The organism is Pyrobaculum calidifontis JCM 11548, assembly GCF_000015805.1.
In the GTDB taxonomy this organism is placed as follows: Archaea; Thermoproteota; Thermoprotei; order Thermoproteales; family Thermoproteaceae; genus Pyrobaculum; species Pyrobaculum calidifontis.
Genome location: NC_009073.1, coordinates 1,222,865 through 1,237,638, shown reverse-complemented (window position 1 = coordinate 1,237,638; position 14,774 = coordinate 1,222,865). Strand labels below are relative to the sequence as shown.

Sequence of the window (14,774 nt, the reverse complement as noted above, 5' to 3'; positions counted from 1 at the left end):
GGGAGGTATGTATTTTAGGCCTACGCCGGTGGAGAGGCCGGAAGAGCTGTTTGACAGAGAAGAGGAGGTTAAGGCCTTGAGAGAGGCCGTGGGGAGGTCGCCTATGGTCGTGGTGGTGGGCGTGAGGCGGGTGGGGAAGACGTCGCTGGTGAAGGCCGCCACTTTTGGCATGAGGAGGGTCTACCTCGATTTGCGGGCGTTTGAGTGGAGGAGGTACATAACTCTAGACGACGTCCTTGGGGAGCTCGGCCGGGCGGTGTCTGGCCTGTCTAAGAGGCTTGTGGAGCTTCTCTCCCGGGTGGAGGGGGTCTCGGTGGCTGGGGTTGAGGTGAGGTTTGCCAGGGGGCGGGGGAGGCCTATCTTGCACCGGGTATTGGAGGCCTTGAACCAGTGGGGGGAGTCCGAGGGCGGCGACGTGGTGGTGGTCTTAGACGAGGCGCAGGAGTTGGCCAAGCTCAGGGGGGCCAGCCTCCTCCCCGTCTTGGCCTACTCCTACGACAATCTCCCCAGGCTCAAGTTCGTTGTTACGGGGTCGAAGGAGGGCATGCTCTACAAATTTCTAAGGCTCAGCGACGCGGAGAGCCCCCTCTATGGCAGATACGCGCCGCGGGTGGAGGTCAAGCCTCTGCCTAGGCGTTTAGCCGTGGAGTACCTACGGCGAGGCTTCGAGGCGGCCGGGGTTAGGGTAAGCGCGGAGGTGGTAGAGAGAGCCGTGGACGAGCTCGACGGCATAATAGGCTGGCTGGCCCACTTCGGCCTAATGGCTGTGGAATATGCGAAGGCAGGGAAGAGCGTAGAAGAGGCGCTTGAGGCGTCGGCCGAGGCCGGCGCCGAGCTTGCGTGGAGTGAGTTCTGCAACTTCGTCGCCCTGCGGGGCAGCGGGCGGTATGTGGACATCGTGAGAGCAGCCGCCGAGGGGGCCACCTGGTCCGAAATCAAGAGGTAGATAAAACACGGCGTAATCCACGACCCAGAGCTCGCCCGGCTCCTAAAGGCGCTACTCGACGAGGGATTTTTGGTCAAAGAGGGAGACCTCTACAAGGTGGCAGACCCCCTACTCAGACGTGCCGCAAAGAGGCGCCCCTGCCGACTTGCACAGCCAAGTTTTTAACCCTGCGACCTGGCGGAAATGTGCAGATAGATTTGGCTATCCTCCGCGTCGCAGACGTGGCGTTGGTTGTGAAGGACGCGGAGCGGCTGAACACGCTACAGAGGCTAGAAGCCCTAGAGCCCGGGGTAGGCCTCTTCGTTTATACGCCAGGCGAGTGGAGGCAGGAAAGCCCCTGGATGTTGGAGCTTAGGCGAGAGGCCGCGCCGCTGGAATAGGCAATAGGGGGGCCACCTCGGCCGTGGGCCTGGCGCGGGGCGGCATGTACACGTCAAGGGCCACGTCCACTGGGACTCCCAGCCCAAAGGCGTAGATGGCGCGGGCGGAGCGGTATGCCTCAAGCACAGCCCTCTTAAAATCCTCCGAGTGCCCCGGCGCAGAAACCACCACCACTCTCCTAACTCCGCCGGCCGTGCCCACGGACACAATAAGACCAGCCCTCCGAGCCGGAGACGCCCTCCCCGCCACCTCCATATAGGCGGTGCAGTAGGAGCACCTCGCCCCGTACCTGGCCACCGCCGCGAAAAACGCCGGCTCCAGCTCCCTCCACAAGCCACGTTTCACAAACCCAGAGAAAAGCTCAAGCCCATCCCCCACCGCCCTCACAGCACCCTCGGAGAGGACGAAGCGCATGGGAGGCCCGCCAGCTGCGACAAAGAAGACCAGGGGGCCGCCGCCGACGGCCGCGGAGCTGGCCCTCACCCCCCGCCCCCGCTCCACCACCAAGTACCTGCCGGCGCAGCTCCCCTCGGTCAAGTGGGGCCACCCGCCCACCAGCCTCACACAGCCCCCTTCCACTGGCAGTGCGTTGTACAGCTCAGTAAGGACAATCACGACTCCATGTCGACCGGCGGCTATAAGACCATCGCTTAAGAAGTCCCGCGGTACGCGGCGTCCCAAAACGCCAGCTCGTACTCCACAGCCGCCTTGAAATACGGCCAAAGCTCGTCGGCGCCTCTGCCCCCCTTGTCTAGGGCCGACTTGAGGCTCTCCACGAGGCGCCGGTACTCTTCGGAGAGGTATGTAGAGGCCCACCTCACGTATACGTCCACCTTGTTCCCCCTAAGCCTCTCCCGGTGCCGTTCCGCGATGTCTAAGTAGGTCCAGAAGCAGGGGAGGACAGCCGCCATACACTCGTAGAACCCCTCCAAGGCGCAGGCGGCCAAGAGGAAGCTCATGTAAGCCCTATTCACCTCGTTGGGCTCCGTCGAGGCCGCCGCCTCCACCGAGAGCCCCACCTCCCTCAGCAGCCCCTCGTAGTTGGCCATTTCCCCAGTCACAGTGCCGTAGGCTAAGCCAAGCGCCAGCTTCATAAGCCCCACAGAGGGGGCCCTAGCCGCCGCGAGGGAGAGGGCCTTAGCGAAGTTCACGAGGTAGAAGTAGTCCTGGAGCAGGTAGTACCTAAACTTGTCCACGGGGAGCCTCCCCTCGTACAACTCCACCACGAAGGGGTGCTCCAAGATGCGCCCCCAGACCCCCCACGCCCTGTCCCTAAGCACCTCAGAAACGCCCATAAGAAACAAATTGAGAATAAATAAAAACATTAAACAAAAACTTTCACCAAACACCCCCCACATCCGCATAAGCGACAGCCATAAAGCCACACAAGGCCACTCACCCATGCCCTTGCCCAGCCAACACGCCGCCACGTGGAGCGAGCAGTGCCAACGCCAGCTGGAGGCGTATAGACGGTACGTCGAGTTGGCCAAGTTCAGAAGCGAAAAGTGCCACTTCTCCGGCCCCAACTGCGGCTACGCCGATGCCGATATACGGCTGATGTGGCAGTACATCGAGAACACGGCGCCGCTGTGCGGAAAACTCATAAAGGCGCTGGCAGAGGTGGAGGAGAGATTTAGACAGATGGGCGTGGAGAGCCTTGAGAAACACGGTGGCGTAGAGGAGAAGACGAAGGCAAGAACGGAGATTGTGCTCTGGCGCCTAAAAAAGCCAGTATACGCCACAGCCGTGTTGCGGAGGAATAGGCTGTACGTCTTCTACGACGACGTGTCCATTGACAACAGACTAAGGGACGAAGTGTTGGAAGAGCTGGCGAGTGAGGCTGTGCAAGCAGGTATAGTCGCTGAGACATACTACGTGGATGAAGAATACAAACGTCTATTGCTAGAAGTGTCATTGCCAAAAACAGTATCTAGGTTGCTAGGTGGAAGGGATAGGGCGCCGGTTACATTGTTTAGGAACCTGGGCTGGCTGTTGAGCGATGACTGGAGGCGGCAATTTGGACACACTGCTGGCAACTTTGGACAAGTGGCGGTGAGACTGTTCGACTGGATGGCGCTGGCGAGATACGCGGCGGATGTGTTGATGAAAACGCCAGATGAACCGCTGACATTCAAGTTGACAATACGCCAAGTGGCTAAACCAAGCGCCGTTGGAAACTCTCTTGTGGATATAAGGCCGATAGGCACGGCAAATAAGCTAATCAATGTAGCTTATGAGCATTTTGGAATTGTGTTAGGAAAAACGGACGAGGTACTCATGCGGGGCTATACTTTATTGAAGGCGCTGAGAGAGGAGGCATTTAGGAGGAAAGGCAGGATGTACGTCGTCAACGACGTCGGGGCATGGATTGCCTTTAGCAACGTGGTCGACATGTTGGTCATCGGCGACGGGTATATCACGCCTGTGGAGCTCAGGGTAGTGGCCAAGGCCACGCCAAGAGAGACGTTACAGGGAGAGACAACGCTCATGAGAGAGTTGGCCAAGGCGCTCGGCGCAACCGCAGGCGGCGGAGGAAAAATACGCCTCAGAGAGTGGTACATGCGCCTACTGCTCCCAACCCCGCCCACGCCTGCCTTCGACAAAACCGGCCAGCTATACGAAGCGTTGACAAATTACCCAGTGGCCGCCAAGGTCGAAATAGGCGGCAATACATACTTGTTCTATCACAACGGCGGCGGAGAATACGTAATTGGCGTAGGTAAAGCGACGGAACTTTACGAAATAGCAAATAAGATCGGCCTAAAGATCAGACTTAAGAAAAATCTGCTTGTACTAACCCACAAGCGATTAGAAGAGTTGAGACGCCACGGAATACAAGTCCAATTCCTTAATGAGATAGAGAAAGAATCGATAAAAAGTTAGCCCACTTTTTTGCAATGTGCCCTTCTACGCCGAGAACACATCCTTGAAAATAATATCCGTCCTTACTCTTTACAAAGCGTAAAAACTTTGGTATAACACTATGAGAATCTTGACGAAGATGGAAGCGGGTGTCATATAGCGGGGCCCGGAGTCTCAGGGGTTGTCCCCCTTTTGAACCGGGGACCTCGGGGGTGCACGTCCCCCGTGCGGGGGCTTTATGAGCCCCGCGGCCTACCAGGCTGGCCTACCCCGCTCGCCTTTTTACAACTTGTGGGTTTTTAAGCTTTTCTGTAGTGGGGGGCGTTGTGTGGTAGGCGGGGGGTTAGGGCCATTAGGACTGCGGCGTAGTTTAAGTCTATCCGCTTCACAACTCCCCTCGTGAGTAGGCCAATTATGCCTTCTCTGTAGCCCACTGCCGGGCGTCCGTAGTGGGCCTCGGCTGTGGCGCCTAGCTCTCTGCCTTGTAGCACGTCGTGGAGGAGGGCGGTGGGTATTTGGAAGGCTGGGCTTGTCCCCACGGTGACGTAGCCCTCTCTGTCCACGATGGCGGCTATGGTTATGTCGAGGTGGTAGCCCGCCACTTCCACGACCCCCGCCTCTATTCCCACGCCGTGGTCTGCCCCCGGGGCCGCGGCTAGGGCGTGTCTCGCCCTTTCGAGGGCCCACTTGGCCACTGCGTCTAGGCCGATGGGCTGGGGCGGGGCGCCGGGGGGCTTGTCCACTGGCACCACCTCCGCGGGGAAGCCGAAGGTCCGGTAGGCCTCTCTTATGGCCCTGAGCTTGTTTGGGTTCCTAGTGGCGGCCGCCACCTTCATGCCGCCCCTCTCGGCTTCTCTTTATAAACTCCACGCAGGCGAAGCCGTATCGCTCAGCCTCCTCAAGCGACACGGGTCGCGGCCTCTCGTACCCGCCGGGGGGGCCTCCCTCCAGCGCAGCCACCGCCCTGGCCGGGGTCAGGCCCGCCGCCTTGGCCATCTCCACCACCTCTGCCACGGTGTAGAACTTGGCGTGGGAGTAGAAGGGGTGGCCGGCGGCGGCTTGGGCCACGTAGTAGAGCCCCCAGGGGGAGCCCCTTGGCACAATACACGCCACTACCCTCTCCGCGGCCTCCGCCGCCTCTGCGAGAGCCTTGGCTGGGTCTTGGAGGAAGCAGAGAGTTACGACGAAGAGGGCGCAGGGGTAGGCGCCTCGGCGGAGGGGGAGCGACTCGGCGGCTGCTTCCACTAGGTCTAACTCCCGCGGCGCCAGCTTCAACATGCCGCGGCTCACGTCGACCCCGGCCCGGAGGCCCAGCGGCCCGGCGAATCGGCCAGACCCAACCCCCACCTCCACCCCGCCCGCGCAGCCCAGCGCCGCCACTGCCTCAAGCTCGGCGCGGTAGAGGTCGCGGTGTCTTATGTACCACTCGTCGTACCGCCTCGCCAGCTTGTCGAAGAGGTCGCGGGCCACAGACCCCCCGGCGCCCATATTAATAAATATGAGCATACTCGTCTTTATGTTTCGGGAAATTTGGCTGAGTTATGGCAAGAACTACTACGACGATGACAAGCCTCTCCAGCTTTTTCTCCGCTACATAGGCTTCGAGGGGGATGAAGACTTGTCTCACCTGGGGCAGTACGTCTCCACGAAGATGATGGAGGTGGCGTATGTGGTAGATCACTACGCGCGGCCTGTGTTAAAGAGGTGGAGCGTGAGGGGCAGGGAGATAAACTACGTCCAAGTGGCCCCCGAGCACTTCGAGGCCGTACGTCAGCTCCTCAAATACGGCGTGGTGTCTAAGCCTTTGTTAAACCAAGACCTGCTCTACCACTTCGTAAGCGGCTACGTCATCTCAGACGCGGGCTTCTTCTGCACAATAACGGTGACAGAGCAGACGGCGTATGGGCTAGCCAAGTACGGCGACGAGGAGGCGAAGGCCTACTACCTCCCCAACTTCTTCAAGTCCGAGTCGCCGTGGCTAGGCGCCACCTTTTACACAGAGGTGCAGGCGGGGAGCGACTTGGGGTCCACCGAGGCTGTGGCGTATCAAGAGGGGGAGAGGAGGTGGAGGCTACGCGGCATTAAGTATTTCACAAGCAACGTGGGTCTCGCAGACGCGGCCATAATAACGGCTAAGCCCCACCCGCCGAGGCCGGGGGCCAAGGGCGTCGCCGCCTTTTTCGCCCCGGCGTATAGGCCAGACGGCGAGCCCAACTGGCGCATACTGCGCCTAAAGGACAAGCTTGGCACAGTCACAGTCCCCACTGGCGAGGTAGAGCTCGTGGACACGGTGGCGCATCTGCTCGGCACCGTGGACACTGGGATATACATAGCGCTTGAAATCCTCACCATAGCCAGAATAGACAACTCGACAGCGGGGCTGGGCCTCGCCAGGAAGGCCCTCTGGGAGGCCTACCTCTACGGCCAAGAGAGGAGGGCCTTTGGGAAAAGGCTCGTGGAGCACCCCCTCTACATCCGCGACTTGGTGGAAATGGAGGCAAAGCTAGAGGCAACCCTCCTCCTCACCTTGAAGGCGGCGAAGCTGTTCTCCGACGCGTCTAGGGAAAGGCCGCCCTACACCCCGTCGTACCACTACGCGAGGCTGTTGACCCACATTGTGAAAAACATGGCCGCGTGGGTGTCCATAGACGTGACGAGGTACTCCATGGAGCTACTCGGCGGCATAGGCTTCCTAGAGGAGTTCCCCCTGGCGAAGCTCCACAGAGACGCCCTGGTAACCTCCATATGGGAAGGCACGAGCAACATCCAGTCTTTAGACATGGCGGAGGCCTTCTTTAGAAAAGACGCGGGGCGGGCCTACGTGGAGGAGGTCTCCACGGAGATTTCAAAGATAGGAGGCCAGGAGGCTAGGCAGAAGCTCTCCGCCGCGCTTGCCCAGGCGCGAGACGAGGTCGCCTATGCGTTAAACGACGGCGTCGAGTTCCACTCCAAGCGCCTCCTCTCCACCCTCGGCACTCTATACGCCGCGGCGCTGTTCCAAAGATGGGCAGAGGACCTCGGCGAAGAGTGGGCGCAAGCCATGGGCAAAATCTACATACAGACAGAACTCTTGAAAAAAGACATCGACCAAGCCACCGCCAGGAAGGCGGCAGAGGGGCTCAGCTGGATGGCACTCTAACTCCAAGCCTCGCCGTAGTCGCAACTCCTAGACAGCTCTATCTTACCTCCTTAGACCCCTCCACGTGCAGCATGGTGGCCAGATGCCGCCCGCCGCTAGATCCTTGTAAGACGCTGAACTTTTTACCACGGAAAAACCAACTCTTGCCAAATCTGCTCCCTATGCACTTGGCGATGGCAAACAGCCGCCAGACTCAGACGGCTAGTGCAACTGGGCCTTTAACATCTCGCCGGCGTCTATCACCACCACTTGCCCCGTAATTGTCGGCACTTTTACCAACATCCACACCACCTCTGCCACATCCTCCGGAGTCACCATCTTCTCCACCAGGGTGTACCTCTTGGCGAACTCCTCCTCCGAGAGGCCCAGCATCTTGAGCAAGCTGTCGCCCATCTTAGTCTTGACGACGCCGGGGGCCACCGCGTTTACCCTAATCCTAGGCGCAAGCTCCACGGCGAGCGCCTGCGTAAGATTGAGAATGGCAGCCTTCGCCGCGCTGTATATGGACAGCCCGGGGAAGGGCCTAATCCCCGCTATAGAGGCCACGTTGACTATGACCCCCTCCCTTATGGCACGCGCCGCCTCTTGCGAGCAGTAGATCACAGACTTCAACGTCACCTCTAACTGCTTTTCGATGAGCCGGTCGTCTGCGCTTAGAAAGGGGGAGTAGAGGCCGAGCCCCGCGTTGTTGACCCACACGTCTAGCCCGCCCAGCCCCAGGGCCGCCTGCGCCAACGACCTACAGCCCTCCCGCGTGGCCACGTCGGCCATTACCACAACCCCGTCGCCCCCCGCCTCTTTCACAAGGCGGAGAGTCTCCTCGGCCTCCTCCCGCCCCTTCTTCGCGTTTACAACCACTCTCCACCCCTCTCTCGCAAACCTCACCGCTATGGCACGCCCAATGCCTCTCCCAGAGCCTGTGACAACGGCCACCGGCATGTAACGCACCTTACACTACTTAATAAACTTTTCTAAACGTTTCTCACATCGAATTTCTATCTTACTCTTGTCATTAAACACATCTACAATCTTTCCTTGATATTTCAATTCTGCAATCCCGAAAAATCTAAAGCTAAAACTAACACTGGCCTTCCCCACGCGCTCTACCACCTATAGGTTTGGGAAACTCCCGAATTAGAGTGAATACTCTCTCCCTCGCTCAAGGCCAAGCTTGAAACAAAGCTCATATCGCTTGAATATGTCTCTGCAAAATCTCTCACATCTTGTACAGCGTAAAAGTGCGCCCACTCACCCTAATAACAATCACTTTCACGCTTCTATCCAGCCTGGCATTCCACAGCGCCGAGTATAGCTCCTCATACTTCGAAGCATTAATTGCGTTTAACACCGCAGACCTATTCAACACAATTTCGAAGAGAGGCCACTCTCTCTTTACTTATTAGATTTTTAAGACTGCCCTCCCCACGATCTTTCCCTCCTCTAAGTCTTTGAATACTTCATTTATTTCGCTTAGAGAGGCCGTCTTTGTAACGTGGCTCTTCACTTTCCCCTGCACCACTAGGTTAAACAATTCTTCAAACTCGTGGGTTACGCCGACCGAACTCCCAAATATCCTAATGCCGCGCCCCACGACTACGAGGGGGTAGAGCTCAAGGCCGCCCTCTTTCATGTCTGGGAGGCCCACGAACACCAAGGCCCCAAGAGGCCTCAAAAGCCTCAGCCCCAGCCTATAGCCCTCTAGCCTGGGCGTAAAGACAACTGAGGCATAAACTCCGCCCCACTTGTCCATTACAAACTTATCAGCCTCTCCCACGTCTACTGCATAATCGGCGCCGAGCTTCTCCACGAACTTCACTCTCTCCGCTCCCACGTCTATTCCAACCACCGTGTACCCAAAAGCCTTGGCGATTTGCACGGCGTAGTGGCCTAGGCCGCCGGCAGCGCCTATAATCGCTATGGGCTTCCCTGGCGGTATCGCCGCCTCGGTGATCAACTTCCTCACCGCGCCGTAGGCCGTCACCCCGGCGCACATAAGCGGCGCGGCTTCGACGTCGCTAATCTCCTTGGGTATACGAGGAGTCGCGCGTTCGCTAATAATAGCATACTCGGCGTGTGTCCCATCCACGTGGACAGAGGTGTACTTGGCGTGGGGGCACCAGTGGGGGTAGCCAGAGAGGCAGTACTCACACCGGCCGCACCAGTAGTTCATCCAGGGGACTCCCACTCTGTCCCCCTTCTTGAGGGTAGAGACCCCAAGCCCGACCTCCTCTACCACCCCAATCCCCTCGTGGCCGAGGATCCGCACGCCGTGTTGAATCATCAGGGCTTGTACCGGGGGCCAGTCTCCCTTCCACTGGTGGATGTCTGTGTGACACACCCCTGAGGCAGATATGCGGACTAAGACCTCGCCTGGTCCAGGCTCGGGCTTGGGCACGTCGGTTACTTCCAGCGGCGTGCCCCACTCCTTGATCACCGCCGCCCTCACGGTTTAGGGAGTTTCTCTTGTTTATATACTTTTCCAATTTAAGTTAATAAAAAATACATTTGATGTTTATGTACAACTCTTTTTAAGCTTTAAAACTATAATATATTTATCTTTAACACTTTTTGTACCTACTTCAACGGCGTCTCCAACTTTTATACATCTCTCGTCGGGGGGCTCTACCCAGCCCATAACTCTTACGCCATTTGAAAGCGTGGCTATGCCAATGACGTACGGCTCTAAGTCGTCGAAGCCCTGAGGCCTGGCGTAAACCTTAGTAAAAGCTTCCAAAACCCCCTCCCTGGGCAACTCCACCCACTCCATCTCAGAGCTCATATCAACGGGGCAGTCTGCCTGCGGCGGGAAGTAGACGGCGCCGCACTTCTTACACCGGGTGGCGTATATCTTCCCCTCGGCGAGCCCCCTCCAGAACTGCTCAGTCTTCTGAATCGGTATCTTGTGCTTGTACACAAGCGGCACAGACTCCACGTAGGGCCCCTCAATTTTGACGTACTTCCTACTCATCGCCTCAACACGACCACATATGCTACGTGTCCCACCCCGGCCACGTTGTGCGCCAAGGCGACGTACCTCTTGAGCGGAGCCTGCCTCTTGCCCTCACGCTCCTCTCTCAACTGTTTAGTCAGCTCATACACCATGCCGAGCCCCGTGGCGCCCAGGGGGTGGCCCTTTGCCTTCAAACCGCCGTCTATGTTGACGGCCACTTTTCCCCCTGCGTAGGTCTGCCCCTCGGCGATTAGCTTGGCCCCCTCGCCCTTTTTAACAAACCCCAAGTCCTCATAGGCGATAATCTCGGCGATGGTGAAGGCGTCGTGGACGTTTGCCACTTCCACGTCCTGCGGGGCGATGCCCGCCCTCTTGTACGCCATCTCGGCGGCTAGCCTAGTGGCTCTGTAGCCCACGTAGTCCGGCCTACGGGTCAGTATGGGGGTGTCGTTGGCGTAGCCTATGCCCGCTATCCACACCGGCGTGTCCACTTTAAGCCTTCTCGCCGCGTCTTCGGAGGCCAGCACCACGGCGGCGGCGCCGTCGCTAATAGGCGAAGAGTCGAGTAGCTTTATTGGCCACGCCACAGGCCTAGACTTAAGCACCTCTTCTACGGTAACTGGGTGTTGGAAATGGGCCTTGGGATTCAGCGACCCGTAGTAGTGGTTTTTCACAGCCACAAGGGCCATGTGCTCCTCAGTGGTGCCGAACTTGGCCATATGCGCAGTGGCGTAGAGCGCGTAGCCAGCCGGCATAGTAGTGCCGTAGAAGTGGAACTCCCATAGATAGTTCCCAGCCCTCCCCCCAACGGCGAGGGAGGTAGGCGTGTCCACTTCGTTCATCTTTTCAACCCCTATGGCCAATACCACGTCGGCGTTTCCGCTCGCAATAAAGTTATACCCCACGGTAAGCGCCGCCAGCCCTGTGGCACAAGCCATCTCCACCCTAATGGGGCCCTTCGGCGTCATTCCCACGTAGTCGTTCACGGGCTGGGCAGGCATTAGCTCGTACCCCCTAGTCCCCACAGTCCCCACGACGCTTATGTCGACGTCCTTCTGCGTAATCCCGGCGTCTTCCAACGCCTCCCTCACCGCCTCCCAAGCCAGCTCCTGCAACGTGACATCACCCCTAACTCCGAAAACCGACTGCCCCACGCCTATTACGGCGACTTTTCTCATAAAGTGTAGAACCCCCGCCTCAGCGAGTCAACAATTGTCAAAGTGTTTATCTCGGTAGTCCCCTCGTAGATGCGGGTAACTCTGTGGTCTCTCCAGATCCTCTCCACGTCGTACTCCTCCATGTAGCCGCTTCCGCCCAGGATCTGAATTGCGTGGTCTATCACCTTTGTGGCATTTTCAGTGACAAAGACCTTAGTGATTGAGGAAATTGCCGCCATTGTGCGCGGCTCCACGGCGCCTTTGATGTACTCGTCGAGAATTAAGTGCGCCCTATACACGGCGAGTCTAGATATGTCTATCAACTGCGCCATCTCGGCCAACTTCTGTTGAATAAGCTGGAACTCTATGATGGGTCTGCCAAACTGGACCCTCTTCTGAGCGAAGTCGTACGCTCTATCAAAAGCCGCAAGCATCATGCCAAGCGCCACGGCGCCGACGTGCACTCTCCCAATGTTTAAATACTGGAGAGCCCAGTAGAAGCCCTTATTAAGTCCCTCCGGCCCGCCCACCACGTATTCCTTGGGCACTTTTACTCCGTCTAGCCTAATCTCGCCCAGGGGGGATGCCCTCTGCCCCATCTTCCCCTTCAGCGGCTTAACGTCTACGCCAGGCCAATCCGTGTGAATGAGGAACAGCGTCTGGCCCCTGTACCCCTTCTCAGGCTCAGTCTGCGCAAGGATGAGGCCGTACTCGGCCGTTGGGGCATTTGTAATAAACGTCTTAATCCCCTTTAACACGTAGTAGTCCCCCTCCTTCTTCGCCACAGTGGAGAGCTGTGTTATATCGCTACCATGGTCCGGCTCTGTTAAAGCGAGGAAGAAGGTCTTCTCGCCCCTAGCCACGGGCGGTATGTACTGCTTCTTCTGCTCCTCGGTGCCGAAGAGATACAACGCGTAGAGCCCAAAGGCCCCGGAGAGAATGCCCTGGCCCAGCGTGGTGTCAGCCCTCACCAACTCTTCGGTTATAACCGCCGAGGCGAGCTCCGTCGTAAGCCCCCCGCCGCCGTACTCCGGGGGCAGAGTAGCGGCAATAAACCCCAACTCGCCCGCCTTCCGATACAAGTCCCATGGAAACTCCTCCTTGTGATCCACCTCGCGGGCGAGCTCTCTCGTGAAATACCTCTGGGCAAATTCACGCGCCGTCTTTCTGACCAGCTCAATCTCCGACTTATACTGCTCGGGGATGAGATATGGGTCAACCATTATCCTAAATTCTGCCACATATCTTTACCTTTGTTTAGACAAAAAACGAAAAATTATAATCTCCACGCCGTATCCATCTCCTTTATCAAGTCAGCCCCCGCGAATTACGCCACAGCCATCGACTTTATTGAGGCCGCAATTTGCGAAACTGCCTCTCTCCCCTCTTCTAATATGGGGTAGAAGTTGACGAAGCCGTGGATGACGCCGTTGTACCTCACCGCCACGGCCCTAACTCCCCTAGTCTTCAACAAGTGGGCGTAGAGCTCTCCCTCGTCGCGTAGCGGGTCGTACTCGGCGGTTATCACCAGGGCGGGCGGGAGGTTTGACAAATCTGCAAATATGGGAGAGGCATAGGGACTGAGGGCGTCTTGCGGCTTTGAGAAATACTGTCTCCCAAACCACGCCATTAAGTCGGCGGTGAGGATGACGTATTCGGGCCCGCTGTACTCCACTCTAGACACTGTGGGAGACCCAGTGAGGTTGACCGCGGGGTAGATTAACACTTGGTATTTCACAAAGCTCTCCCCCCTGTCCCTGGCCATGATGGCCGTCACCGCGGCTAAGTTGCCCCCCGCCGAGTCCCCAGCCACGGCGATTTTCCCATTGTCGACGCCGAGCTTGTCGTAGTTGTCGGCGACCCACTTGGCGGCGTCGTATGCGTCTTCCACGGCGGCGGGGAATTTGTGCTCGGGGGCTAGGCGGTAGTCCACAGAGACGACGACTGCCCCGGAGAGGTTGGCCAACCGCCTACACACGTGGTCGTGAGTCTCCACGCTCCCCAAGACGAAGCCCCCGCCGTGGTAGTACACCACCGCGGGCAACCTCTCCCCATCCCGCGGCCTATAAACCCTAGCCCTAATTGGCCCGCCCCTGCCCGGAATCGTGATGTCCTCCACACGGTGAATAGGCTCATTGGCCATTTTGACGAGGATGAGGGAGGACTTCTCAAACTGCTCTCTCACCGTCTTGACGTCCATGTCGGGTCTAAACTGCAACTGCGCGGCCAACTGTTGGAGAATTTGCCTTAGTATAGGGCTAAGAGGCATACCTATAGAACCCCTCCCCGCTCTTTCTGCCGAGCTTGCCATCGGCCACTTCTATGTTCCATTGTGCCAGCCCCAATTACAAACACGCGCATCATCGCCCCTTATAGACAGGCTTCCTCTTCTCTAGAAACGCCCTAAGCCCCTCTTTACCGTCCTCAGACACCAAGGCCCTTTGAAACATCAGCGCCTCGTACTCAAGGCCCTTGGAGAGAGGTAGCTCAAGAGCCGCGTTTATGGCCCTCTTCGCCAGGGCAATGGCCACGGGGCTCCTCTGCTTAATTTCCTCAACGACCTTGTTGACACACTCGTCGATTTTCTCAGGCGGGCACACCTCGTTGACAAGCCCCCACTCCTTGGCCTCCTGGGCGGTAATCCGCCGTGCGGTGAAGATGGCCTCCTTGGCCCTCTTCTCGCCGATAAGCCTAGGCAGTAGCTGTGTCCCCCCGCCTCCTGGGATAATCCCCACGTTTATCTCCCCTTGGAAAAACACCGCGTCAGTAGTGGCGTATACCAAGTCGCAGTACTGTATGAGCTCCATCCCCCCGCCTACGCAGTACCCATGCACCACGGCGATAACCGGCTTAGACATGCTCCGTATGAAAAGCCCAATATCCGTTATGCCAAACCCCTTCAACTTGTCAAAGTCCGCCAACGTCATCTCAGACAACATCTTCAAGTGGCTAATGTCGGCACCGGCGCTAAACGCCTTGCCGCTCCCCCTAATGACAACCACTCTCACATCCTCCCTCCTCTCAGCCTCTTGAAGACACTGGAGAAGCTCCTTGCGGAGCTCTAAGTCCATGGCGTTCAACTTCTCGGGCCTATTCAACACAGCCCAAGCCACTCCATCCCTAAGCTCACACAAAACCCGACGCTCCGACATTGACTAAAAAATTTGAGATGTTTATAACTATTTAATAGCCAAAAATTGAAACTTTGCGTAAATGCACACTGAAGCACGGCCCTCAAGCTATATATACGCATACATATACTATATGTAGCTTAATACACGTTTCAATTTCTAAGACGCAATTTTAAAACGGAAATAATCAAATCGAAAAATTGAAGGC

Annotated in this window: 16 protein-coding genes and 1 tRNA gene; 4 read left to right on the top strand and 13 right to left on the bottom strand. The window is 57.6% G+C overall.

Going from position 1 to position 14,774, the window contains the following annotated elements; genetic code table 11:
- Positions 1-7 precede the first annotated feature (7 nt).
- A complete protein-coding gene (locus PCAL_RS07010) occupies positions 8-946 on the top strand; it encodes an AAA family ATPase (RefSeq protein WP_011850001.1) in 939 nt (312 codons plus the stop codon).
- A gap of 185 nt (positions 947-1,131) precedes the next feature.
- Positions 1,132-1,326 (top strand): hypothetical protein, encoded by a 195-nt coding sequence (locus PCAL_RS07005; protein WP_011850000.1) that lies wholly within the window; start codon positions 1,132-1,134, stop codon positions 1,324-1,326.
- Here the strand turns inward: PCAL_RS07005 and PCAL_RS07000 are convergent.
- Together PCAL_RS07000 and tenA are read right to left on the bottom strand one after the other, a co-directional pair.
- Complete coding sequence (locus PCAL_RS07000; protein ID WP_011849999.1) at positions 1,298-1,942, bottom strand: hypothetical protein; 645 nt, start codon at positions 1,940-1,942, stop codon at positions 1,298-1,300. The genes PCAL_RS07005 and PCAL_RS07000 overlap by 29 nt on opposite strands.
- A gap of 35 nt (positions 1,943-1,977) precedes the next feature.
- Positions 1,978-2,622 (bottom strand): thiaminase II, encoded by a 645-nt coding sequence (tenA, locus tag PCAL_RS06995; protein ID WP_011849998.1) that lies wholly within the window; start codon positions 2,620-2,622, stop codon positions 1,978-1,980.
- A 106-nt stretch (positions 2,623-2,728) separates the two neighbouring features.
- On the opposite strand from tenA, the gene PCAL_RS06990 reads away from it, so the two are divergent.
- Positions 2,729-4,210 (top strand): hypothetical protein, encoded by a 1,482-nt coding sequence (locus PCAL_RS06990; protein ID WP_193322592.1) that lies wholly within the window; start codon positions 2,729-2,731, stop codon positions 4,208-4,210.
- Between the two features lie 136 nt (positions 4,211-4,346).
- Here PCAL_RS06990 and PCAL_RS06985 read toward each other — a convergent pair.
- The 3 genes from PCAL_RS06985 to PCAL_RS06975 all read right to left on the bottom strand — a co-directional run bounded on the left by PCAL_RS06985 (position 4,347) and on the right by PCAL_RS06975 (position 5,677).
- Positions 4,347-4,464: transfer RNA gene (locus tag PCAL_RS06985), tRNA-Met, on the bottom strand.
- 24 nt (positions 4,465-4,488) lie between these two features.
- Positions 4,489-5,025, bottom strand: coding sequence for an inosine/xanthosine triphosphatase (locus PCAL_RS06980; RefSeq protein WP_011849997.1), 537 nt, complete (start codon positions 5,023-5,025; stop codon positions 4,489-4,491).
- Entirely contained in the window at positions 5,003-5,677 is a 675-nt protein-coding gene (locus PCAL_RS06975; RefSeq protein WP_011849996.1) for a methyltransferase domain-containing protein, read from the bottom strand. The genes PCAL_RS06980 and PCAL_RS06975 overlap by 23 nt, the downstream gene beginning before the upstream one ends.
- 28 nt (positions 5,678-5,705) lie before the next feature.
- On the opposite strand from PCAL_RS06975, the gene PCAL_RS06970 reads away from it, so the two are divergent.
- Positions 5,706-7,328 carry an acyl-CoA dehydrogenase family protein gene (locus PCAL_RS06970; protein WP_011849995.1) on the top strand — a complete coding sequence of 541 codons (1,623 nt, stop codon included), beginning with the start codon at positions 5,706-5,708 and terminating at the stop codon, positions 7,326-7,328.
- Between the two features lie 201 nt (positions 7,329-7,529).
- Here the strand turns inward: PCAL_RS06970 and PCAL_RS06965 are convergent, their stop codons facing one another.
- The 8 genes from PCAL_RS06965 to PCAL_RS06930 all read right to left on the bottom strand — a co-directional run bounded on the left by PCAL_RS06965 (position 7,530) and on the right by PCAL_RS06930 (position 14,587).
- Positions 7,530-8,267, bottom strand: coding sequence for an SDR family oxidoreductase (locus PCAL_RS06965; protein ID WP_011849994.1), 738 nt, complete (start codon positions 8,265-8,267; stop codon positions 7,530-7,532).
- Between the two features lie 277 nt (positions 8,268-8,544).
- Positions 8,545-8,694: a Clp protease/crotonase-like domain-containing protein gene (locus PCAL_RS06960; protein WP_193322591.1), complete on the bottom strand. Its 150-nt coding sequence runs from the start codon at positions 8,692-8,694 to the stop codon at positions 8,545-8,547.
- Between the two features lie 33 nt (positions 8,695-8,727).
- On the bottom strand, positions 8,728-9,774 hold the full coding sequence (locus PCAL_RS06955) for a zinc-dependent alcohol dehydrogenase (RefSeq protein WP_011849993.1): 1,047 nt from the start codon (positions 9,772-9,774) through the stop codon (positions 8,728-8,730).
- Between the two features lie 66 nt (positions 9,775-9,840).
- Entirely contained in the window at positions 9,841-10,296 is a 456-nt protein-coding gene (locus PCAL_RS06950; RefSeq protein WP_011849992.1) for a Zn-ribbon domain-containing OB-fold protein, read from the bottom strand.
- Positions 10,293-11,456, bottom strand: a complete 1,164-nt coding sequence (locus PCAL_RS06945; RefSeq protein ID WP_011849991.1) for a thiolase domain-containing protein — start codon at positions 11,454-11,456, stop codon at positions 10,293-10,295. Before PCAL_RS06945 ends, PCAL_RS06950 begins: the two co-directional genes overlap by 4 nt.
- Positions 11,453-12,658 (bottom strand): acyl-CoA dehydrogenase family protein, encoded by a 1,206-nt coding sequence (locus PCAL_RS06940; RefSeq protein ID WP_193322590.1) that lies wholly within the window; start codon positions 12,656-12,658, stop codon positions 11,453-11,455. The genes PCAL_RS06945 and PCAL_RS06940 overlap by 4 nt, the downstream gene beginning before the upstream one ends.
- A 104-nt stretch (positions 12,659-12,762) precedes the next feature.
- A complete protein-coding gene (locus PCAL_RS06935) occupies positions 12,763-13,704 on the bottom strand; it encodes an alpha/beta hydrolase (protein ID WP_011849989.1) in 942 nt (313 codons plus the stop codon).
- A gap of 91 nt (positions 13,705-13,795) precedes the next feature.
- Positions 13,796-14,587, bottom strand: a complete 792-nt coding sequence (locus PCAL_RS06930; RefSeq protein WP_011849988.1) for an enoyl-CoA hydratase/isomerase family protein — start codon at positions 14,585-14,587, stop codon at positions 13,796-13,798.
- Positions 14,588-14,774: the final 187 nt, after the last annotated feature.